17 protein-coding genes and 1 pseudogene are annotated in these 21112 nt (G+C 71.9%); 5 read left to right on the top strand and 13 right to left on the bottom strand.

Going from position 1 to position 21112, the window contains the following annotated elements:
• Positions 1–82 precede the first annotated feature (82 nt).
• On the top strand, positions 83–763 hold the full coding sequence (locus tag OG867_RS11110; RefSeq protein WP_406290893.1) for an alpha/beta hydrolase: 681 nt from the start codon (positions 83–85) through the stop codon (positions 761–763).
• Here the strand turns inward: OG867_RS11110 and OG867_RS11115 are convergent.
• Entirely contained in the window at positions 756–3947 is a 3192-nt protein-coding gene (locus OG867_RS11115) for a hypothetical protein (protein ID WP_406284667.1), read from the bottom strand. The two genes, OG867_RS11110 and OG867_RS11115, sit on opposite strands and share 8 nt — an antisense overlap.
• Positions 3948–4642: 695 nt before the next feature.
• Here OG867_RS11115 and OG867_RS11120 point away from each other — a divergent pair.
• Positions 4643–4825 carry a hypothetical protein gene (locus OG867_RS11120; RefSeq protein WP_406284669.1) on the top strand — a complete coding sequence of 61 codons (183 nt, stop codon included), beginning with the start codon at positions 4643–4645 and terminating at the stop codon, positions 4823–4825.
• Between the two features lie 138 nt (positions 4826–4963).
• Here OG867_RS11120 and OG867_RS11125 read toward each other — a convergent pair whose 3' ends face one another.
• The 6 genes from OG867_RS11125 to OG867_RS11150 all read right to left on the bottom strand — a co-directional run bounded on the left by OG867_RS11125 (position 4964) and on the right by OG867_RS11150 (position 11326).
• The gene (locus OG867_RS11125) at positions 4964–5686 is read right to left on the bottom strand and encodes a type I-E CRISPR-associated protein Cas6/Cse3/CasE (protein WP_406284671.1); all 723 of its coding nucleotides are present in this window, start codon (positions 5684–5686) and stop codon (positions 4964–4966) included.
• Entirely contained in the window at positions 5683–6531 is an 849-nt protein-coding gene (gene cas5e, locus OG867_RS11130) for a type I-E CRISPR-associated protein Cas5/CasD (RefSeq protein WP_406284674.1), read from the bottom strand. The genes OG867_RS11125 and cas5e overlap by 4 nt, the downstream gene beginning before the upstream one ends.
• On the bottom strand, positions 6528–7886 hold the full coding sequence (locus tag OG867_RS11135; RefSeq protein ID WP_406284675.1) for a type I-E CRISPR-associated protein Cas7/Cse4/CasC: 1359 nt from the start codon (positions 7884–7886) through the stop codon (positions 6528–6530). The genes cas5e and OG867_RS11135 overlap by 4 nt, the downstream gene beginning before the upstream one ends.
• Positions 7883–8452, bottom strand: a complete 570-nt coding sequence (casB, locus tag OG867_RS11140; RefSeq protein WP_406284677.1) for a type I-E CRISPR-associated protein Cse2/CasB — start codon at positions 8450–8452, stop codon at positions 7883–7885. Before casB ends, OG867_RS11135 begins: the two co-directional genes overlap by 4 nt.
• The gene (locus OG867_RS11145; RefSeq protein ID WP_406284679.1) at positions 8449–10068 is read right to left on the bottom strand and encodes a type I-E CRISPR-associated protein Cse1/CasA; all 1620 of its coding nucleotides are present in this window, start codon (positions 10066–10068) and stop codon (positions 8449–8451) included. Before OG867_RS11145 ends, casB begins: the two co-directional genes overlap by 4 nt.
• 283 nt (positions 10069–10351) lie before the next feature.
• On the bottom strand, positions 10352–11326 hold the full coding sequence (locus OG867_RS11150; RefSeq protein WP_406284681.1) for a LysR family transcriptional regulator: 975 nt from the start codon (positions 11324–11326) through the stop codon (positions 10352–10354).
• A gap of 63 nt (positions 11327–11389) precedes the next feature.
• Here OG867_RS11150 and OG867_RS11155 point away from each other — a divergent pair, with 63 nt between their 5' ends.
• The 3 genes from OG867_RS11155 to OG867_RS11165 all read left to right on the top strand — a co-directional run bounded on the left by OG867_RS11155 (position 11390) and on the right by OG867_RS11165 (position 14611).
• Positions 11390–12688 carry an MFS transporter gene (locus tag OG867_RS11155; protein ID WP_406284683.1) on the top strand — a complete coding sequence of 433 codons (1299 nt, stop codon included), beginning with the start codon at positions 11390–11392 and terminating at the stop codon, positions 12686–12688.
• 103 nt (positions 12689–12791) lie between these two features.
• Positions 12792–13502, top strand: a complete 711-nt coding sequence (locus tag OG867_RS11160) for a L,D-transpeptidase (protein WP_406284685.1) — start codon at positions 12792–12794, stop codon at positions 13500–13502.
• 98 nt (positions 13503–13600) lie between these two features.
• Positions 13601–14611 carry a sigma-70 family RNA polymerase sigma factor gene (locus tag OG867_RS11165; protein ID WP_406284687.1) on the top strand — a complete coding sequence of 337 codons (1011 nt, stop codon included), beginning with the start codon at positions 13601–13603 and terminating at the stop codon, positions 14609–14611.
• A gap of 99 nt (positions 14612–14710) precedes the next feature.
• Here OG867_RS11165 and OG867_RS11170 read toward each other — a convergent pair.
• The 6 genes and pseudogenes from OG867_RS11170 to OG867_RS11195 form a co-directional block, all read right to left on the bottom strand.
• Positions 14711–15109: pseudogene (locus OG867_RS11170) on the bottom strand (Uma2 family endonuclease); the annotation flags it as partial.
• A gap of 48 nt (positions 15110–15157) precedes the next feature.
• Complete coding sequence (locus tag OG867_RS11175; protein ID WP_406284690.1) at positions 15158–16435, bottom strand: thymidine phosphorylase; 1278 nt, start codon at positions 16433–16435, stop codon at positions 15158–15160.
• A 118-nt stretch (positions 16436–16553) separates the two neighbouring features.
• Positions 16554–16958, bottom strand: a complete 405-nt coding sequence (locus OG867_RS11180) for a cytidine deaminase (RefSeq protein ID WP_406284693.1) — start codon at positions 16956–16958, stop codon at positions 16554–16556.
• On the bottom strand, positions 16955–18244 hold the full coding sequence (locus OG867_RS11185; RefSeq protein WP_406284696.1) for an ABC transporter permease: 1290 nt from the start codon (positions 18242–18244) through the stop codon (positions 16955–16957). The genes OG867_RS11180 and OG867_RS11185 overlap by 4 nt, the downstream gene beginning before the upstream one ends.
• Complete coding sequence (locus OG867_RS11190; protein ID WP_406284699.1) at positions 18241–19356, bottom strand: ABC transporter permease; 1116 nt, start codon at positions 19354–19356, stop codon at positions 18241–18243. The genes OG867_RS11185 and OG867_RS11190 overlap by 4 nt, the downstream gene beginning before the upstream one ends.
• Positions 19353–20942, bottom strand: coding sequence for an ABC transporter ATP-binding protein (locus tag OG867_RS11195; protein WP_328901913.1), 1590 nt, complete (start codon positions 20940–20942; stop codon positions 19353–19355). Before OG867_RS11195 ends, OG867_RS11190 begins: the two co-directional genes overlap by 4 nt.
• Positions 20943–21112: the final 170 nt, after the last annotated feature.

A 21112-nucleotide genomic window follows, 5' to 3' on the forward strand; every position in this document is an offset into this window, starting at 1 on the left:
GGCACAGCGCGCACTCTCCCAGCCCGCGGCACGGCTGGGACGGGCCGTCGGAGCGGCGGCCGGAGCAACAACGGTCGGCGGCGTGGTCCTGCTGCTCCCCGACGGCGAGCCGCACTCGCACCGCCGCCCCTCCGCCCTCTCCCACGCCCGCCTGCTCCCGCTGGCCCGCGCCCTGGCCCACGCGGGCCGCACCGACGGCCTCACCGCCCATGTGGTGCGCTACCGCTGCCGCGGCTGGAACGAGGACGACGCGCACCTCGCGGCGGACGCGGAGTGGGCGGTGGACGAGGCCGTACGCCGCTACGGCGACGTCCCCCTCTGCCTGGCCGGCCACGGCATGGGCGCCCGGGCGGCCCTCCGCGCGGGCGGCCACCCGGCGGTCGGCGCGGTCCTGGCCATGGCCCCCTGGCTCCCCGGCGACCCGGCCGCCGCCCCCGAACCGGTCAAACACCTGGTCGGCCGCCCGGTCCTGCTGGTCCACGGCACCAACGACACCCGCTGCGCCCCGGACTTGTCCTTCCGCCTGGCCGAACGCGCCAAGAAGGCCAACCGCGACACCTGCCGCTTCGAGGTCCACTCGGACGGCCACGCCCTGCGCCAGCACCGCTCGGAGGTCGCGGCGCTGGCCGCCGACTTCGTACGCGGCACCCTGTTCGGCCACGCGTACGCCCGCCCGGTGACGGACGCGCTGGCGGCCCCGCCGCCGCTGGGGTTGCGGATGCCGCTGGCGGTGGGGTTCGGGGAGTCGTTGGGGGTCAGCTGAGGGTCCAGTCGTTCTCGGTGTCCCGCGGTGTGCCCAGGTGCTTTTCCGTAATGGCGTGGACGGTGGCAAGGGTGTCAGGGGCGATGTGGGACAGGGCCGGGATGGCGTGATGCCAGCCGGGTGTCGCCAGGGCGTGTTGCAGGGACCTCGCGGCGGGCCGCACGGCGGCCGGTGCGGCCCGGGTCATGTGGAGCGCCAGGTGCTGGACGGTGTGCGTGAAGGCGTGCGTGCCGACCGGGTCCGGGACGGGGCAGGGACGGCAGGGCACACGGGCGAGGTGCGCGGCCACCGCAGTCAGCGCCACGGCTCTGTGGCGGGGTGCGGCGGGAGACATCGCCACCCGGTGCGCGGTGGTGTGGTCACCCAGGGCCGCGTGCAGCAGGGCCAGCGCGGCGGTGGGGGGATGCTCGGCCCCGCGATGGGCCATGTCCTCTGTCAGCCGGTCCAGCTGACGGGCGGGCTCTTCCCCGTCACCGATGAGAAGGAACGCGTGCACGAGGAGGTCTTCGGGACGCCAGGAGTCGGGATTGCTCCGCGCCGCCTGCTCCCGCGCGGCCGCCATGAGCTCGTGGAACAGCTGCTGTCGGTGGGGCGGCAGGTCTGCAACGGCAGGGAGTAGTTCTGCCAGCGAGGGCAGCAGCCCGTGGCTTCGGATCGCCTTCCGGGACGCGTGCAGACGTTCCAGCACCGGCCGGACCAGTTCGTACGCTGCTTCGGGGTCGTGTGACGCCAGTTCGGCTGCGACGGCGACCCGCGCCGCCCGGTCCGCCGTTCGCCAGGCGGCCCGCCCGCCGGGGCGCTGCGGCGGGCGGTGCCGCTCGACGTGGTCGACGGCGGACGCTACCTCCCCTACGCGGGCCAGGGCCTGCGCAACATACGCCCAGCCCTTGCCGGCAGCCCCACGGGACGCTTCCCGCGCATGGTGGCGTGCCTCGACCTGCCGGTCGCAGTCCGCATGAGCCAGGGCCATGGCCGCGTGTACGCGCACCCGCTCGTCCGGGTGCCGCGCGAGACCGGGCAGCTCCTCGGGATCGACGGCTGCGCCGGTACGGACGAGCGCGCCCGCGAGGTCCGGCAGCCAGACGGGTCCCCGGCCGCCGCGTCCGACCGGAGGCAGGAGGGCCAGCGCCTGTTGCAGATGATGCTCCGCGTCGTCCACGGCGCCGCGTCCGGCGAGGTGGAGAGCCTGCTCGGCGAGCGCGGTGGCTTCGGTGAACGCGTGATCCTCGGCGGGGTCCTCCTCCGGGTCGTGTGCGGGCTCCAAGGGCACGGCGAGCTGCCCGAGCTCCAGGATGCGGGTGGCTTCCTCCGGTGGTGTCCCCACCTCGGTGAGGGCCCGGACAAGCACGGCGAGTGTGTGCGGGAAGCCGAATTCCAGGTGGAAGGCGTCCGCCGGCGAGCACTCCCCGGCGTCGGTGTGCAGGACGCGTTCGAGGTGGTCGCAGGCGGCGGCCGCGAGTTGCCCGGCCTGCGCCGGACGGGTGGGTGCCACGAAGGACGCGGTGGCGGCGAGCGTGGCCACGGCCTCCAGTGAGGGGCTCTCCTGCCACGCCCTCGTCACGTGCTCCAGGGCGAGGTCGTGCAGACGGCCGGCGCGGTCCGGGTCCGCGGCCGCCACCGTCTGCCAGAGCTGCACCGCGACGGCCACGCCCCTGCCGTCCGAGGGTTCGGCCTGCTGCTCCAGTTCGTCCAGGAGCTGTGCCGCGTCCTGCGGATGCGTGGGTGCCAGCAGGGCGGCGGCGGACGCCCAGGCGTCGTTGCGGGCTGATCCGGTGCCCCGGGTGGAACGGAGCAGGGCGAGGCCGTCCGCGTACTGCTCCTGCTGATCGCGGCCGCCTGCCGTCGTCAGCAGGGCGAGGGCCGCCCGCGCGGCCGCGCCCTCGGCCTCATCGGTGACGTACCCGGCCCGGTCCGCCTCCCGCAACGCCGTGCGCGCCCACCTCTCCGCCTCCCGGGCGATGACGGCGGCCTCCTGCTCGTCCACCGCCCACACCGTCCCCGCCAGGTCGGCGAGCCGCAGCGCCTTGTCCACGGCACTCCCCGACGCGACCGCCAGCGCACGCCCCCTCCCCGGATCCCCGAGCCGGGCAACGGCCCGCACGACGGCCCCGGGCAACGGCCGCACCCGCCCCAGCAGCATCTCCCGTGAAACGGCGGCCGCGACGGCCGGCCCCAGTGCCGCGTGCGTCCCGCGACGGGCGGCGACCAGGCGCAGATGGGCGAGGGCGACATCGGCGCCGGAGCGGTCGGCGAGGCGCAGTTGGTAGCACGGATCGAGAACGAGGGCGTCGAGACGCTCGGCGTCCGCGGAGTCCTGGAGGAGGCGGATGTAGCCGGTCAGAAGGTAGTTGGGCGTGCTTTCGGGCCAGCCCTGGTCCTGGTACGCCTGCGCCCAGCGGTGCAGGTCATTCATGCTCCGGGCCAGGAAGGGCTTGCCCAAGTCCTGGCACGCAGAACTGAGCAGAACGTCGTGGGCCAGTACGAGAGTCTGTCGGCCGGCTCTCTCCTCCTCCGCAGTACTGACATCCAGGGGCAGGAGGTCGGTACGCGTCGGTGCCAGAGAACGGCTGACGACGGTACGGAGTCTGTCCTCGACATCGCATGCCGGTATCTCAAGGAGTTCTGCCAGATCCTCTGTGGTGAGGGCACCTCGCGCGGAGGCCAGCAGCCCCAGCAGCGGGCGGCCGATGGCGCGGTCGTCGCGAAGGGCGCGTAACTCCGCCACGGCCATGTCACGGATGATCTGCGCCGCAGGCGAAGGAGCGAGTTGCCGGACGACGGCCGGGTCGCGCAGGGGATGGTCCGGAGCCAGATTCACCGGCACCCGAGGGTGGGGGCGTCCGGTGACGATGACACGCATGGTGTGCGGGGGCGCCTTCGGCAACAGCCCGGCGATGCCTGTACTGACCACATCCACGTCGGCGTCCTCGTCGAGCCCGTCAACGATCAGCACGAGCCGCCGCTTATGTTGCTCGCATTCTTGGGCCGCTGCCTTGTACAACGGCTCAAGGTTCGGCTTCTTCACGGTCACTGAGGGGTAGCGTCTCTTCCCCGCCGCGACGGCCAGTTGTTCCTTGACTGCTTGTACGAAGCCGTCTCGGCGGTCGGTGCCCAGGCGACGCGCGATGACGTAGTGCGCGACATCCACCCCGGCGGGCAGGGCGTGGGTGACGAACCAGCTCACCAGAGCTGTCTTCCCGGCCCAGGGCCCCGCCTGCCACCATAGGTAGGAGGGTGCACCGTCAGGCGCCTTGACGAATGCCTGCAGCGCCGCCAATTCCTCGTCCCGGTCTTCGAGAACGCTGGGAAGCACCTGGAGCAGGGCCGACGACGCTCCGCGGAGCAGGCGGCCCCGGGAAGACCCGTGAACGCGTGGTCCGGGACCGCCCCTCCCGCTGTCACTGACACCCTGTGCTGCCGTCAGCCAGACGCCCCAGAAGCCTGGAGGCGCCTTGCGGTACCCAGGTGAACGTCCTTCCGCAAGGTCCTCCAGGAAGGGGATCAGCACGTCTCGGACGCACTCGGCGTGCTCCGCCTTCGTCGGAGGCATCTTGTTGAACCAGTCGGCGAAACGCCTCTTGTCCACCTCGTAGCCATGCTTGCCGGCGTGGCTTACGAGGCGCGCATATCCCACCCCGGAATGGCCGCCGGCGGCCTCGTACAACTCCTTGAACTTGCTCATGAAGGTGGGCGTCTGTCCCGCACCACCTCGTCCGCCGTTCGCCGAAGACTTCACCGGACACATCTTCAGTTCCTCCTGACCTGCGGATACAACGCCGTTCTGAGCGAGCGGACTTCGCCGGACAGTGGCCTCAGGGCGGATACCTGAGGGACCACGCCCGACGGAGAACCCCCGGGCGACACCCTGAGGAGACCCACATGCCCGGCCTATCGCCCGTTCTCGAGTCCGTCCTGCAAGGGGCCGCCGCCACCGGCCTCGCCTACGTCGGGGCCGTAGTCACCGTCGCCGCCTCCTCCGTGCTCTTCCGCAGCCCGGAGCGCCGACGCGACGCGCGGGCGACGCTGACGATCCTGCTGCGGCGTGGCGGTGGGAAGCGGTGATGACTGAGGGGCTGGTCGCGGCAGGGTCCGAGGGCCTACTCTCGGCCCTTGCCGGAGGTTCCCCGCACGCGTGGGGATGGCCCCCGTTAGGAGCAGTTCCTGCTCGGCCCCCGCGTGCGCGGGGATGCCCTCCGTCGGTCAACGCGCCAGTATCAGCCCGCAGCTGTACGCCCGCGCGTGGCCCAGGCCGTTCGAGAGGGACGTCACCAGGGGCTCCGGGTCCGTGACCGTCAGGGTGCCGCGGATTTCGGCGCGGCCGATGCGGACGGGTTTGGCGCGGTGGGCGCTGGACACCGTCGGCAGCATGCGGATGCCCAGGGTCTCTGGGTCCGCGGTCGCGCCGATGCGGGTGAGGCCGTCCTCGGCGACCGGGGGCTCGCCGGCGGCCTGGAGGCGGCGTGCGAACCAGCGCTTCACGTGTTCCGGGGTGGTGTGGGCGGTGCGGGTGCCGCGCACCTTCTCCTCGGGCGGGCGGCCCGACGGTCTGCTGCGTGTGGGGTTCACGACCGCGCGGAAGCCGAAGACCTCGCCCCGTTCGAAGGTGCGGTCGACGGTGATGATGTGCGGGGCCGTCGTCAACGCTTCGCGGGGGATGCGCGACCAGTCGCCCGGGACCCTGGACTGGACGACCAGGACGAGGGCCCCCGCCTTCAGGTCGACCGACCAGGTGGACAGGACGCCCATCTGGGCGCGTGCCTCGGGTTCGCCGTCCTCGACCCAGCCCCGGAAGCCGCTCATCACCGTGCGGTGCATCTCCTGGGCGTCGACCAGGGACTTGGCGACCAGGGGGTGGCGGGCGTTCAGCGTGAGGACGGAGTGCGTGGCGACGAAGCGGGCCGTCGAGGCCCGGGTGCTCTTCACGGGATGATGTCCCATCCGGTTGCGGTCGGTGCGATGGTGATGCGCGTACGGGTCTCCCAGCGGGTGACATGGGCCCGCCGGCCCGGGTCGAAGCTGACCGGCTCGTCGTTGACCTGGAGCGCGCCCCGGGTGCCCGGCGGGGCCTGGATCCACGCCCAGGGGCGCCGCCCCGAGGTGTCGGGCCCCTCCGGTCCGGGAAGCAGCAGCTTGCCCGTGAAGGCGTCGGCGAGCGTGCCGGGCAGGATCTCCGCGGCCAGGGTGCCGGAGGGCGGGCAGGACTTCCGGCCGAGCCACAGCAGCCGCTTCGGGTGTTCGAGGGCGTGCGCGATCTCCTCCAGGAGCGCCCGGTCCTGATGCTGGAGTCCGACGACGAAGGCGGCGTCCGACAGGTACCAGCGCTCGGTGATCAGCGCCGTACGCGACAGCTCGGCCGATACGAGCGCCCCGGAGACGGGGTCTGCGGTGATCTTCTTCGGCGCCCCGTACCAGCCGGCCAGCTCGTGGTGTCCGAAGCCCTCGCCGTCGGCCGCCTCCATGCTCGCGGCGACGGCAGCGGCCCTTCGGTGGTCGGTGATGATGTCCCGGGGCCGCAGGGGGAACCGCCCTGCGCCGACCGTGTGGTAGTCGCGCACCGGGGTCCCTGGGTGGTCGGCGCGGACCCCGAAGGCGAGCGTGGCCAGGTCGTCCACGGGGTCGGTGCGTTCCCGGCCGAGGGCCGCCGCACACATGCCGATGACCGCCGACTTGGTGGGGCGGGCATGCGTGTCGCGGTGCGAGAACCGGGACGCCACTCCCCAGGACTGGAGCGGCGCGGCAAGCCGTACGAGCAGGACGTGCGGGGTCACGCCGTCAGCTCCTCGGCCGAGGCGACGGCCAGGGCGCCGGTGTCCTCAAGGGCGCCGAGGAGTTCCTCGATGCGCGGGTCGTAGGTGAGGACGCGGCCGGTCCTGATGTCGGGGCGGCGGCGGCTGACGAACGCGTGGTGCTTCAGCAGCCGCCGCACCGCGGCCGGTCCCGCCGGGCCCTCGCCGTCCTTGTCCACGGGGTTCTCGTCAATGGGGGCCTGGAAGGCGGCCGCGTAGTTGTAGGGGCGCTCGCCCTCGAAGGCGAGGACGAGCGCGGGCAGCGATCCGGTGGAGGCGGTCGAGTTCTTCTTCGCCTCCGGGAAGGCGTCGACGAAGGCCGTGACGAACTCGGCCTCGGCCGCGACGGACGCTTCCTCCGCCTCTTCAGCGGTCATCCCGGCGGCGCGGAGGTTGTTGCGCAGCTTGACGCGGTCGAGGACGGCGTGCCGGTAGAACGTGCCGGTGATCAGGGACTGGTAGCCGGTCATGCCCGCTCCGGCGTCGTCCGCCGCGTCGAGGAAGTCCAGCGCGTTGGCCTTGCGGTCCAGCTTCGCGTCGTCGGCCGCCGCGTAGAAGTCGTCCACCTGCTCCGCCTCGTGCACCGTGAAGGCGTGGCTGCTCTGCACCGCGCCGTCGACGTTCGGGGAGTCCGCGATCTCGGCGAGGAAGCGTCCGTACAGGGCGATGTCGACGGCGTCGCGCGGCGCGAGCGCGGTAAGGACCGCCGCCCTGGTCGCGCCCGGCAGCGCGGGCAGCTTGGCGTCGGCCGCCGGGGTGTCCGCGCCCTCGCCCTCGGCCGGCTCGTCCTGGACGGCGCCCTTGCGGGTACCCTTCTTCGCCTTGGCCCTGGCCGCCGCGGTCTGCGCCGCCACGTACTCCTCGGTCCAGGGCCGAAGGGACCCGGCCCGCTCCTCGATGTGGGCGGCGATGCGCGTACCCGCGTCCTCGGGGGCGAACAGCAGCACCTTCGTCAGGTTGGCGACGGTCTTCTTGGCGGGGTCCCCGAACTTCAGCCCGGTGGCCTCGATGACGGCGCGGGCGGTACGGATGGCCTCGTCCCACTCCCAGCCGTGCGCGGAAACGAGGGCGCGCGCGGTGGTGAGCGCCCACTCACGAGTGCGGACACCGGTGCGGTGGCCGGCCAGGGCGCCGACGCCCGCGTTGGCCCGGTTGCGGGTGTGGACGCGTTCGGCCCTGCGCCGCGCCTGACTCGTGATCATGTGGCGTTCGTAACCGCCGTAAACGATCGACTTGGGCGCCCCGTTCTCGTCGCGTACGGGCAGGACGGCCACCAGGGTCTCCAGCAGGTGCAGGGAGAGGAACTGGCTGCCGGAGGATGCGGCGTTGCTGGTCATGCGAGGGAGCCCTTCTCGGGATCGGCGGCGGCAGTCGGCGGGGCGGTCCGGGCAGGCGGCATGTGGAAGGCCGCGCCCCACTCGTACGAGATGCGGGCCCTGCGGTCGTGCCACAGGCAGAGGTCGTCCACGAGCCGCGCCCAGGAAGGCGGATGCCGGTCACAGGAGCGCAGCCGTGCGACGGCGTGCTGCAGATGACGCCACGGGATACGGCGGCTGGACACGATGCGGTCCACCAGACGGGCCGCGCCGGGATCGTCGGGCCCGTGCAGGGCTCCGCCGCCGATACGGCGGGCCGCTTCGCCGAGACTGCCGTACCCGAAATCGGGCTTCCCACGCCCCTGGTGGTAGACCGCGAACAGGAAGGCGACCTGGCCGTAGATCTCTCGCTGGGCCTCAATCGGGCTGTACCACAGGGCCCGGAAGTGGGGCTCGCGCTGGACGCGGGGGCGTCGCAGTTCGGCGAGGCTCGCGTAGTCGTTGTTGTGGACGAGGCTGGCGAGCCAGGCCGTGAGCGCGGCGCTGCTCTCGCTGGTGCGGGCGTCGGCGCCCGTGCGGATGGTCATGGCGTTGTTCCCCCTCGGATCTCGGCCGGGGCCTTCGGTGCGCTCAGTTCGGCATCGAACCTCCTCAGCGCGGCTGCCCGGGTCTTCGCCCCCTGCGCGTTCCTGGGCAGCGCGTCGAGGCGTTCGGCGAGGAACCGGCGGGCGGCGGCGGTGACGGTGGCCGCGTACTCGTACAAGGAGGCGTGGACGTCCTCGCCGAGCGTCGTCTCCTCCATCAGCAGGTCGAACGGCTCCAGGGTCGCCGCCCAGTGCTGGGCGCGGGCGTCGAAGCGGTCGATCTGGGCGGCCTTGTCGGCCGGTTTGGGGTTCGGGTACGCCACGGTCCAGGCCGCGTACGCCGCCTTGGAAAGGGCGGACGCCACGTACTCGGCGATCTCCGAACCCCCTCGGGAGGCCGTGTACAGCGTGGCTTCGAGGCCGGGGGCGAACGGGAAGACGCCGTCGACCCAGGCGATGGCCGTGGTCTGCCTGGCCACCAGGCCGACCGCCCAGAGGTCGATGCGCCGGGCGGGCTGCTGTCCGGGCTCGGGGGCGACGTCCTGGGCCGGGAAGAGCGCGAGCCGCCGGTACAGGGTGCCCCCGTCGTTACCGCCCGCCGGGTACGACCGCGCTTCGGCTACGGCGGCGTAGAGGGCGTGCGCCTCCCGCCACACGGCCCGGGTGGCGGACGCCCACAGCGGCTTCCTGGTGCCGTCCTTTCGCTCCGCGTATACGGCGTCCTGCCGGTGCTCGTCGCTCAGTGCGAGCAGTTCGCCGGCGCCGAGGAGCACCCGGTCCACGTGGTCCCCGGTGCGGGTCGGGCGGAGCAGGACGGACCGGCCGAGGGAGCTGTGCAGGTCGGCCGGACCGGTCACCGCCCGGCCGCTCGGCTTGGCCGTGAACCCCCGCCGCTCCTTGCCCGCGGTCCACGTGCGGTTCAGTTCGCCGGGCGGACCGGGGACCGGGGCGAGGTTGAGGCGCAGCGTCTCACCGAGGGTGTCCCCGAGCGCGATCACGCGGATCCGGCTGCCGAGACGGGTGGCGGCGAGGTTGGTGAGGGTGGCCCCGAGCGTCTCCTTGCCCGAGATCCGGGCGCGCCCGGCCGGACCGTACACGTGCTGGGTGAGCATGGCCCGGAACGCCTCGGCGGCCGGGAGCGGATCCGGGTGCTCCAGGTGGTGGTGGTCGAAGAACTGGTTGTAGTCGCCCACCCGCTCGATCACCAGCTGGGCGGGACCCGCCCCGTGCTCCTCGATGAACGGGGCCAGCAGGGCGTTCTGCCCCAGGGGCTCCTCGGGGTGGAACAGATCCCAGACCTCGTCCTCCGGGCGCTGGGTGAGCCAGTCGGCGGCGGGCCGGAGCGCGTGCTTCCGGTCCACCCAGGCGGGCCACCGGGCGGCCGACTCCGGATACGTACCGGAGGCGTAGCAGATGGCCAGCAGGTACTCGATGACGGCGACCCGCTCCCCCGGCGTGCCGCCTTCCACACTCCGCAGGCCGTCGGCATCGTGGAACAGCTCCACCAGGTTCAGCTCCACGAGCCGGCCGTCCAGGGTCAGGCCCCGGACGCAGGGGGATTCCCGGGGGTCCCATCGGGGCCGTAAGCCCGTACCGGGCAAGGCACTTGATCCAGCCACGCTCCACCGTTTCTCTTTGCTCTTAACGGTTGCCTGCTCGAACAGGACAGGACGCTAGCAGCCGGACGCCTGCGGGGCGGCGGCATTGGCGCACCTCCAACGAGCTTGCGCAAAGAGCCAGTTGGCAACGCGGCGCGGATGTACGATGCCGCGGCCGAGATGACCCGTACGGGACGAGAAACCCGTTCCCCGCGGTGCTCGACTCCCGCGCGCGCGGGGATGTCCCGAAGGCCGAAGACCTGCTGGACACGCTCAACGACTGCTCCCCGCACACGCGGGGCCCTCACCCCGGCAGCAAACTCCCCCGCCGCCCCAGCAGGAACTTCTTGAACGCCGCCACCGGAGGCGTGTCCGGGTGGCCGTCCAGCCACGCCACCCCGATCTCGCGCACCGCTCTCGGCGCCGTCACCGTCAGTTCCACCACGCCCGGGCGGGCCACCGCCGGGGGCGGGAGGAGGGCGACGCCCAGGCCCGCCGCGACCAGGCCGCGCAGGGTCTCCGCCTCCTCGCCCTCGAAGGCGACGCGGGGGACGAAGCCCGCCGCGGTGCAGAGGTCGTCCGTGATGCGGCGGAGGCCGTAGCCGGGTTCGAGGGTGACGAAGGTTTCGTCGGCCGCTTCGGCGAGGCGGATGCGGCGGCGGGTGGCGAGGGGGTGGTCGTCGGGGACGACCAGGCGGAGGCGTTGTTCGTCCAGGCGGCGGGTGACCAGGTCGGGGGCGTCCGGGACCGGGGAGGTGAGGCAGAGGTCGAGGCCGCCCGCGCGGAGGCGTTCGATCATGGCCTCGCCGTAGTTCTGGACGAGTTGGAAGCGGACCCGGGGGTGGTCGGCCCGGAAGGCGCGGATGAGGGCGGGGACCGTTTCGGAGCCCATCGTGTGGAGAAAGCCGAAGGCCACCTTGCCCGCGGTGGGGTCGGCGTCGGCGCGTACCGAGTCGGCGGCCTTCTCCACCTCGGCGAGGGCGCGCTCGGCCGAGCCGAGGAAGGTGCGGCCGGCCGGGGTCAGGGACACCGTGCGGCCCTTGCGCGCGAACAGGGCGACGCCCAGGTCGTCCTCCAGCCGCACCATCGCGCGCGAGAGCGTGGACTGCGGGACGCCCAGTTCCTGCGCGGCGCGCGTGACGTGCTCGTGGCGGGCGACCGCCTCGAAGTACGCGAGACGCGGTGCGAGGACCGCGCGGATGTCTTCTTCATGCGCGCGGATATCTTCCTTGTAACTGCTCGGTGACAGCCGGGGCTGTGAGCTGCGTTGATGCACCATGGGATTGATTATTCGCTGTTTGTGCATTGGACGCATGAATCCCGCGCGTCCTACCGTCGTCGCATGCCTCCCGCCAGTACCGGGGCGTCCACCCTCACCGTGGCCGCCTCGACCCAGCCGTCCCCCGTCACCGACACCACCGACCGGCTCGCGCCCGGGCGCCCCGGCTACCGCCGGATGAGCTTCGCCCTCTTCGCCGCCGGTGTCGCGACCTTCGCGCTCCTCTACTCCACGCAGGCGCTGCTGCCCGCCGTCTCCGCGTCCTTCGGCGCGACGGCCGGGCAGGCGAGCTGGACGGTGTCCGCCGCGACGGGCGCGCTGGCGCTGTGTGTCCTGCCGATGAGCGCGCTGTCCGAGCGGTTCGGGCGGCGGCAGATGATGACCGCCTCGCTGGTGATCGCGGTGACGGTCGGCTTGTTCGTGCCGTTCGCCCCGTCGCTGGGCTGGCTGATCGCGCTGCGCGCGGTCCAGGGCGCCGCGCTCGCCGGACTGCCCGCCTCCGCGATGGCGTACCTGGCGGAGGAGGTGCGGCCCAAGGCGCTCGTCGCCGCGATCGGGCTGTTCGTGGCCGGGAACAGCATCGGCGGGATGAGCGGCCGCATCCTCACCGGCTGGGTCGCGCAGCTGTGGGGCTGGCGGGCGGCGCTCGGCGCGGTCGGGCTGCTCGCCGCGGCCTGCGCGGTCGTCTTCCACTTCATGATCCCGCGCGCCCGGAACTTCACGCCGGGAACGCTGAACCCGAAGGCCCTCGCGAAGACCGTCGGTTCGCACCTCGCCAACCCGCTGCTGCGGCGGCTGTACGCGATCGGCGCGCTGTTCATGACGGTGTTCGGCGCCGTGTACACGGTCATCGGCTACCGGCTCGTGGAGGCCCCGTTCAACCTGCCGCAGGGCATCGTGGGCTCGATCTTCTTGGTGTACCTGGTCGGTACGGTCTCCTCCGCCGCCGCCGGACGGCTGGTCGCCCGGCTGGGGCGGCGGGGCGCGCTGTACCTCGCCGTCTCGACCACGGCCGCGGGTCTGCTGCTCTCGCTGGGCGATCAACTGGCCGCCGTGCTCCTCGGCCTGGTGCTGATCACGGCCGGCTTCTTCGCCGGGCACGCGGTCGCCTCCTCCTCGGTGAGCCGTACGGCGACGACCGGCCGCGCCCAGGCGTCGGCGCTGTACCAGTCGGCGTACTACCTCGGCTCCAGCGCGGGCGGCACGCTCGGCGCGGTCGCCTTCCACACCGGCGGCTGGGCGGGCACGGTCGCGCTGGGACTGCTCGCGGTCCTCGGAGTCGTATCCATCACGCTGTACGGGACGCGCGCCGCCCGCGCCGAACGGCTGCGGCCCGCCGCCGTGGCGCCCGTACAGAACTGAGACATTCGGCGCACAACCTGTCGCTCCCCTTCGCGCATCTAGCAGGCGGAATCACCGCAGTGCGCGCGAACGGGAGTTGGCGTACATGGGAGTCAGGAAGAACATGCGGAACATACGGGGCATTACGGGCGTACGGCGAGGGCTCGTCCTGTCCGTCGCGGGTCTGACCGCGATACCGGCGTTCGTCCTCGGTACGGGCACCGCCGCGCAGGCGGCGTCCTGCACCACGTCCACGGGCCCGAACCAGAAGCAGGTCGAAAAGTACCTGCACCTGAAGGTGGACGGGAAGCAGTCGGCGGCCGACTGCACGAAGATCCGGTCGTTCCAGAGCACCTACGGGGTCACCCCGACCATCGGTTACGCGGGACCGGTCACCTGGCGGACGATGCAGACGCTCACCGCGCAGAAGGCGGCCGGCAAGAACCCGAACAAGGCCGGGAAGTGCCCGACCAACAAGGGGCGCATCGCCTGCGTCGACCTGACGCGGCAGATCAGCTGGATCCAGGACGGCAAGAAGCTGAGGTTCGGGCCGGTGCCGGTGCGGACGGGGCGGGACGGGTACGAGACGCGGACGGGCGCCAAGAAGATCTACTGGCGCCACAAGAACCACGTGTCGTCGATCTACCACGTGTCCATGCCGTACTCGCAGTTCTTCGACGGCGGCCAGGCGTTCCACGCGGTCGGCGTGAAGATGTGGAACCCGCCGGGATCGCACGGCTGCGTCAACATGCGCACCGCGGACGCGAAGTCATACTGGAATGTGTTGAAGAACGGCGACGACGTCTACGTGTACGGCCGCAAGCCCGGGACCTGACGGCTGCCGCTCGCCCGCCCCGTTGTCAGTGCCCCGCTGTAGCTTCCGAAGTACTGGACGAAGCGAGCGGTCGCACGGCACGACAGGGTGGATCGGCGATGAGTGGACTGACAGTGGCGACAGCGGCTCCCGGCGTACCGGGCGACATCGACAGCCGCCTGGAAGGGCACCGGGTCGAGCTGACCGGTTACTGCTACCGGATGCTCGGCTCGGCTTTCGAGGCGGAGGACGCGGTCCAGGACACGCTGGTACGGGCCTGGCGCAGCTTCGACAAGTTCGAGGGCCGGTCCTCGCTGCGGTCCTGGCTGTACCGCATCGCGACCAACGTCTGCCTCGACATGCTGAGCGCGGGCAAGCGGCGGGCCCGGCCGGTCGATCTGACCGGGCCGACGCCGCTCGCGCAGGCTGCGCTCAATCCGCTGCCGGAGAACACCTGGCTGGAGCCGATGCCGGACGGCCGGATCATCCCGACGACCGATGATCCGGCGGAGGCGGCGGTGGCGCGCGAGTCGGTGCGCCTCGCGTTCGTCGCGGCGCTCCAGCACCTGCCGCCGAAGCAGCGCGCGGTGCTCATCCTGCGCGAGGTGCTGGCGTGGAAGGCCGCGGAGGTCGCGGAGCTGCTCGACGTCTCGGTCGCCTCGGTCAACAGCGCGCTCCAGCGGGCCCGGGCGACCCTGACCGACCACGAGTCCGTGGCGGCCGACGCGGCGGACCCGCTGGACGCGGAGCAGACCGCCCTGCTCGAACGGTACGTGGCGGCGTTCGAGGGCTACGACATGAAGGCCCTGACCGCCCTCCTCCACGAGGACGCGGTGATGACGATGCCGCCGTTCGACCTGTGGCTCCGGGGCCACGACGACATCACCGGCTTCATGACGTCCCTGGGCGCGGGCTGCGCCGGCTCCCGCCTCCTCGCGACCTCCGCCAACGGCACCCCGGCCTTCGCCCACTACAAACCCGACCCGGCGGGCCCGGGCTTCCTCCCCTGGGCGGTCCAGGTCATCGACACCAAGGACGGCACGATCACGGGCCTGCACTGCTTCCTGGACGCGCCCCGGTGGTTCCCGTTGTTCGGGTTCCCGGACCGTCTGGAGGCGGATGCGACGTAGGACGGGGTGGGATGCGGAGGTTGGGGCCCGTTCTGCGGGCGGTCAGGGTGAGGCGGACGACTGCCTCGACCGTTGTCGGGTCCGGGTGGACGACGCCGCTCAGGTGACGGGGAGGATTCCCGTGTCCAGGTCAAGCCCGAACGGGTCGGGCAGGGTCAGCTTGTCGCCGTACTCGACCGTGGCCAACTGCCGGTACGTGCCGTCCTCGGGCTCCCCGTAGAGCGTGGCGGTGGGGCGGCCGGAGTGCCAGGGGTCCAGCAGGAGGAAGAGCGCGACGCCCGCCGTCGCGTAGCCGTGTACCTTGCCGATGCGGTCGTGGTTGGCGTTGTGCTGCGAGGTGATCTCCACGACCAGCAGCGCTTCCTCGGCAGGGACGTTGCCCGGTCCGGTGGCCACGGCGCGCGGGACGACCACGAGGTCGGGGATGTAGAGCCCGGCCCGGGCGGGGACCGAGACCCCGAGGGTCTGGTAGATCCCCCAGTCCTCCGGGATCACGGACCGGTGGCAATCCACCGGTCCCGTTCACCCGTATGAGTAAGCCGCAGGTCAGGCGATACGTTCCCGCACCACCGGGGTCGCCGTGTACGCCGTGCCCGTGGGGGCGATGTCGTAGGCGTCCGGGAGCGCCTTCAGGGCGTAGTCGAACTTTTCCGGGGTGTCCGTGTGCAGCGTCAGCAGGGGCTGGCCGGCGGTGATCTCGTCGCCGGGCTTGGCGTGGAGCTCGATGCCCGCGCCGGCCTGGACCGGGTCCTCCTTGCGGGCGCGGCCCGCGCCGAGGCGCCAGGCGGCGACGCCGATGTCGTAGGCGTCCAGGCGGGTCAGGACGCCGGAGGAGGACGCCTTGATGACGTGCTGCTCGCGGGCGACGGGGAGCGCGGCGTCGGGGTCGCCGCCCTGCGCGGAGATCATGCGGCGCCAGGCGTCCATCGCGGAGCCGTCCTGGAGGGCTTTCTCCGGGTCGGCGTCCTTGAGGCCCGCCGCGTCCAGCATCTCGCGGGCGAGGGCCAGCGTGAGGTCGATGACGTCCCTCGGGCCGCCGCCGGCCAGGACCTCGACGGACTCGCGGACCTCCAGCGCGTTGCCCGCGGTGAGGCCGAGCGGGGTGGACATGTCGGTGAGCAGGGCGACCGTGCGGACGCCGCTGTCGGTGCCGAGGGCGACCATCGTGGAGGCCAGCTCGCGGGCGTCGTCCAGGGTCTTCATGAAGGCGCCGGAGCCGACCTTGACGTCCAGGACCAGGGCGCCCGTGCCCTCGGCGATCTTCTTGGACATGATCGAGCTGGCGATGAGCGGGATCGCCTCGACGGTGCCGGTGACGTCGCGCAGCGCGTACAGCTTCTTGTCGGCGGGGGCGAGGCCGTCGCCCGCCGCGCAGATGACCGCGCCGGTGGTGTCCAGGACGTCCAGCATCTCGGCGTTGGAGAGGTGGGCGCGCCAGCCGGGGATGGACTCCAGCTTGTCGAGGGTGCCGCCGGTGTGGCCGAGGCCCCGGCCGCTGAGCTGGGGGACGGCCGCGCCGCAGGCGGCGACCAGCGGGGCGAGCGGCAGGGTGATCTTGTCGCCGACGCCACCGGTGGAGTGCTTGTCCGTGGTGGGGCGGGAGAGGCTGTCGAAGTTCATCCGCTCGCCGGAGGCGATCATCGCGGCGGTCCAGCGGGCGATCTCCGTACGGTTCATGCCGTTCAGCAGGATCGCCATGGCCAGCGCGGACATCTGCTCGTCGGCGACCTCGCCGCGGGTGTAGGCGTCGATGACCCAGTCGATCTGCTCGGGGGTCAGCTCGCCTCGGTCCCGCTTGGTGCGGATGACGGAGATGGCGTCCATGGTCTGGCGTCCTTCCGGCCGGTACGTACAAACGCGTGGGTCCCGTTGACTCTACGCGCATAGAGAACAGCAGAGCCGCCGGGCGGACCCGCGTCACGGGCCCGCCCGGCGGGAGGCGTCAGCCGAGGTGCGACGGGCCGAACGCCTGGGGCAGCATCTCGTCCAGGGTGCGGAAGCCGTCCGGGGTCTCCAGGATCAGCTCCGGTCCGCCGAACTCGTACAGCAGCTGCCGGCACCGGCCGCACGGGACCAGGCTCTCGCCCGCCCCGTCCACGCAGGCGAAGTGGGTCAGCCGGCCGCCGCCCGTGGCGTGCAGCTGGGAGACCAGGCCGCATTCGGCGCAGAGCCCGATCCCGTACGAGGCGTTCTCGACGTTGCAGCCGGTGATCGTACGGCCGTCGTCCACGCGGGCGGCGACGCCGACCGGGTAGCCGGAGTACGGGGCGTACGCCCGGGACATGGCGTCCCGGGCCGCGGCCCGCAGGGCTTCCCAGTCGGCCTCGGTGAAGGGCGGGGGCGTCACTTGCCCTGGCCCTTGCGGTAGCGCATGCCGTCCGCCTTGGGCATCCGCAGCCGCTGCGCGGAGAGCGAGAGGACGAGCAGCGTGACGATGTACGGCGTGGCGCTGACGAACTCCGTGGGCACGCTGTCCGTACCGAGGTACCAGACCAGGACGACGGCCGCGATGACCGCGCTGACGACGCCCTGCGTCCAGCTCCTGCGGTAGAGCTTCCACGCGGCGATGCCGACGAGCACCACGAACAGCAGCAGGAGCAGCGCGTGGACGGACTCGCCGCCGTTGCGCAGCTGGAGCGCGTCGGCGAAGCCGAACAGGCCCGCGCCCATGGCGAGTCCGCCGGGGCGCCAGTTGCCGAAGATCATCGCGGCGAGACCGATGTAACCGCGTCCGCCGGTCTGGCCCTCGTTGTAGATGTGCGAGGTGACCAGGGAGAGGAAGGCGCCGCCGAGCCCGGCGAGCCCGCCGGAGACGATCACCGCGATGTACTTGTACGTGTAGACGTTGACGCCCAGCGATTCGGCGGCGACCGGGTTCTCGCCGCAGGAGCGCAGCCGCAGGCCGAAGGCGGTCTTCCACAGGACGAAGAAGGTCCCGACGAAGAGGACGACGGCCAGGATCGTCAGCAGCGAGAGGTTGGTGACGAGGCCGCCGAGGATGCCGGCCAGGTCGGAGACGAAGAACCAGTGGTGCTTCTCGATGGAGTGCAGTCCGTCGGAGAGGCCGGGGATCGTCACCGAGGTGATCTCGTCGGCCGGCGGGGACTGCTTCGGGGAGCCGCCCTTGGCCGCCGCCTCGCCGGTGTTGAACCACAGCTTGGCGAAGTAGGTGGTGAAGCCGAGCGCCAGGATGTTGATCGCGATGCCGGAGATGATGTGGTCGACGCCGAAGGTGATGGTCGCGACCGCGTGCAGCAGGCCGCCGAGCATGCCGCCGACGACACCGGCGAGGACGCCGAGCCAGGGGCTGGTCTGCCAGCCGGCCCAGGCACCGAAGAAGGTGCCGAGGATCATCATGCCTTCGAGGCCGATGTTGACCACGCCGGCGCGTTCGGACCAGAGGCCGCCGAGACCGGCGAGGCCGATCGGCACGGCCATGGCGAGCGCGGCGCTGATCTGGCCCGCCGAGGTGACGTCCTGGGCGCCGGTGATGGCGCGCACGGCGGACAGCGCGAGCAGGACGCCCGCGACGATCAGCAGGATGACGGGGAAGGAGAGGCGGGAACGCCCGCTCTTGCCGCCGGAGACCTTGGGGGCCGCCGGGGGCGGGGTGGAAGTCGCCGTGACGGTCACGCCGACACCTCCTGCTGGTCGGAGTTACGGGCGGCCTGTGCGGCGAGTTCCGCGCCGACCTTGCTCTGCTGGCGCTTGAGTCCGTAGCGGCGGACGACTTCGTACGCGATGACGACGCACAGGACGATGACGCCCTGGATCACGCCGACGATCTCCTTGTCGTACCCCTCGAACTCCAGCTTTCCGGTGCCGCGTTCCAGGAAGCCCCAGAGCAGCGCGCCGAGCGCGATGCCGACGGGGTGGTTGCGGCCGAGGAGGGCGATGGCGATACCGGTGAAGCCGATGCCGACCGGGAAGTCGCCGCTGAACTCGTGGCTGTCGTTGAGCAGCGTCGGCATGCCGATGAGGCCGGCGACGGCGCCCGAGATGAGCATCGAGGTGATGACCATGCGGCGGACGTTGACCCCGCTGGCCTCGGCGGCTGAACCGGACTGGCCGACCGTGCGCAGGTCGAAGCCGAAGCGCGTACGGGAGAGCGTGAACCAGTACGCGATGCCGGCGGCGACGGCGACGACGATGAAGCCCCAGATCGGCGTCGGCTGCGTCGGGAACTCGAAGAAGTGCGAGGACTCCGGGAGCGGCTTGGTGGAGATCTTGGTGCCGGCCTCGTCCAGGTGGCCGAGGCGGTTCTGCTGGAGCAGATAGCCGATGACCGCGGTCGCGATGGAGTTCAGCATGATCGTCGAGACGACCTCGCTGACGCCCCGGGTGACCTTGAGCAGACCGGCGATGCCGGCCCACATGGCGCCGACGATCATCGCGGTGAGGATGATCAGCGGGATCTGGAGGGCGCCGGGCAGGGTCAGCGCGCCGCCGAGCGCGGCGGCGAAGAAGGCGGCCAGGCGGTACTGCCCGTCCACGCCGATGTTGAAGAGGTTCATCCGGAAGCCGACGGCCACCGCGAGACCCGCGAGGTAGTACGTCGTGGCCTTGTTGAGGATGTAGACCTGGCTGTCCGACTTCAGGCCGTAGTCGAACATGATGCCGAAGGCGTTGAACGGCTCCTTGCCGGTGGCGGCGAGCACGAGTGCCGTCACCAGGAAGGCGACCACGATCGCGAGTACGGGGGCCGCGATCCCCAGGAGCAGCCGCTCCTTGTCGATCTTCTTCATCGGTCCTCTCCCCCTTCGCGGGGGTCGGTGTCGTCGTCCGTGGCGGGCGCGGCGGGCGCCTCGCCCTCCTCCGGCGCTTCCAGGTGGCCGCTGGCCGCGCCGGTCATCGCCGAGCCCAGCTCCTCGGGGGTGATGGCCGCGGGGTCGGCGTCCGCGACCAGGCGGCCGCGGTACATGACGCGCAGGGTGTCGGAGAGCCCGATCAGCTCGTCCAGGTCGGCGGAGATCAGCAGGACCGCCAGGCCCTCGCCGCGCGCCTCGCGGATCTGGTCCCAGATCTGGGCCTGGGCGCCGACGTCGACGCCCCGGGTGGGGTGCGCGGCGATCAGGAGCTTGGGCGCGTGGCTCATCTCGCGGCCGACGATCAGCTTCTGCTGGTTGCCGCCGGAGAGGGAGGCCGCGGTGACGTCGATCCCGGGGGTGCGGACGTCGTACTCGGTGACGATGCGCCCGGTGTCGGTGCGGGCGCCCTTGATGTCGAGGAAGGCACCCCGGCTGTTGGGCCGCTCGGTGACGTGGCCGAGGATGCGGTTCTCCCAGAGGGGGGCCTCCAGGAGGAGGCCGTGCCGGTGGCGGTCCTCGGGGATGACGGCCATGCCGCCCTCGCGGCGCTTGCGGGTCGGGGTGCGGGAGATGTCCGCGCCGTCCAGCGTGAGGACGCCCTGGTCCGGGGAGCGCATGCCCATGATCGCGTCGACCAGTTCGGACTGGCCGTTGCCCTCCACGCCGGCGATGCCCAGGACCTCGCCCTTGTGGATGGTGAAGGTGATGCCGTCGAGCACGGCGCGCACGGCGCCGTCCGGGTCGGTCGCGGTGAGCCGCAGGCCGTCCACGGTGAGCATGGGTGTGTCGGTGACCGTGGACTCGCGGGTCTCCGGGGAGGGGAGCTCGCTGCCGACCATGAGCTCGGCGAGCTGCTTGGTCGTGGTGTTCCGGGGGTCGGCGGTGCCCACGGTGGTGCCGCGCCGGATGACCGTGATCTCGTCGGCGACCGAGAGGACCTCGCCCAGCTTGTGCGAGATGAAGATGACGGTCAGGCCCTCGGCCTTGAGCTCCCGCAGGTTGTCGAAGAGCGCGTCGACCTCCTGGGGCACGAGGACCGCGGTCGGCTCGTCCAGGATCAGGGTGCGGGCGCCCCGGTAGAGGACCTTGAGGATCTCCACGCGCTGCCGGTCGGCGACCCCGAGGTCCTCGACCATGGCGTCCGGGCGGACGCCGAGACCGTACGCGTCGGAGATCTCCCGGATCTTGGCGCGGGCCCGGTCGCCGATGCCGTAGAGCTTCTCGGAGCCCAGGACGACGTTCTCCAGGACGGTGAGGTAGTCGGCGAGCATGAAGTGCTGGTGCACCATGCCGATGCCGCGGTCGATGGCGTCGCCCGGGTTGGAGAACACGGCCTGTTCGCCGTTCACCGCGATGGTGCCCTCGTCCGGCTTCTGCATGCCGTAAAGGATCTTCATCAGAGTGGACTTGCCGGCGCCGTTCTCGCCGACGAGGGCGTGGACGGTGCCGCGGCGCACGGTGATGTCGATGTCGTGGTTGGCCACGACCCCGGGGAACCGCTTGGTGATACCGCGGAGCTCCACGGCGTGGGGACTGCTGGACGCGTTGATGGCGCACTCTCCTTGGCAGGAGCGGAGGGCGGGGGCGGTGAGGACGGGAGGGGGGTGGAAAACCTATCGCGCCCGGCCGGTTCCAGTCCCGACGCTACGCGCGTAGCGTCGCCGAATCGTTGGCCAACTGATCACAGGTGGCC

The organism is Streptomyces sp. NBC_00209 (genome assembly GCF_045206345.1).
In the GTDB taxonomy this organism is placed as follows: Bacteria; Actinomycetota; Actinomycetes; order Streptomycetales; family Streptomycetaceae; genus Streptomyces.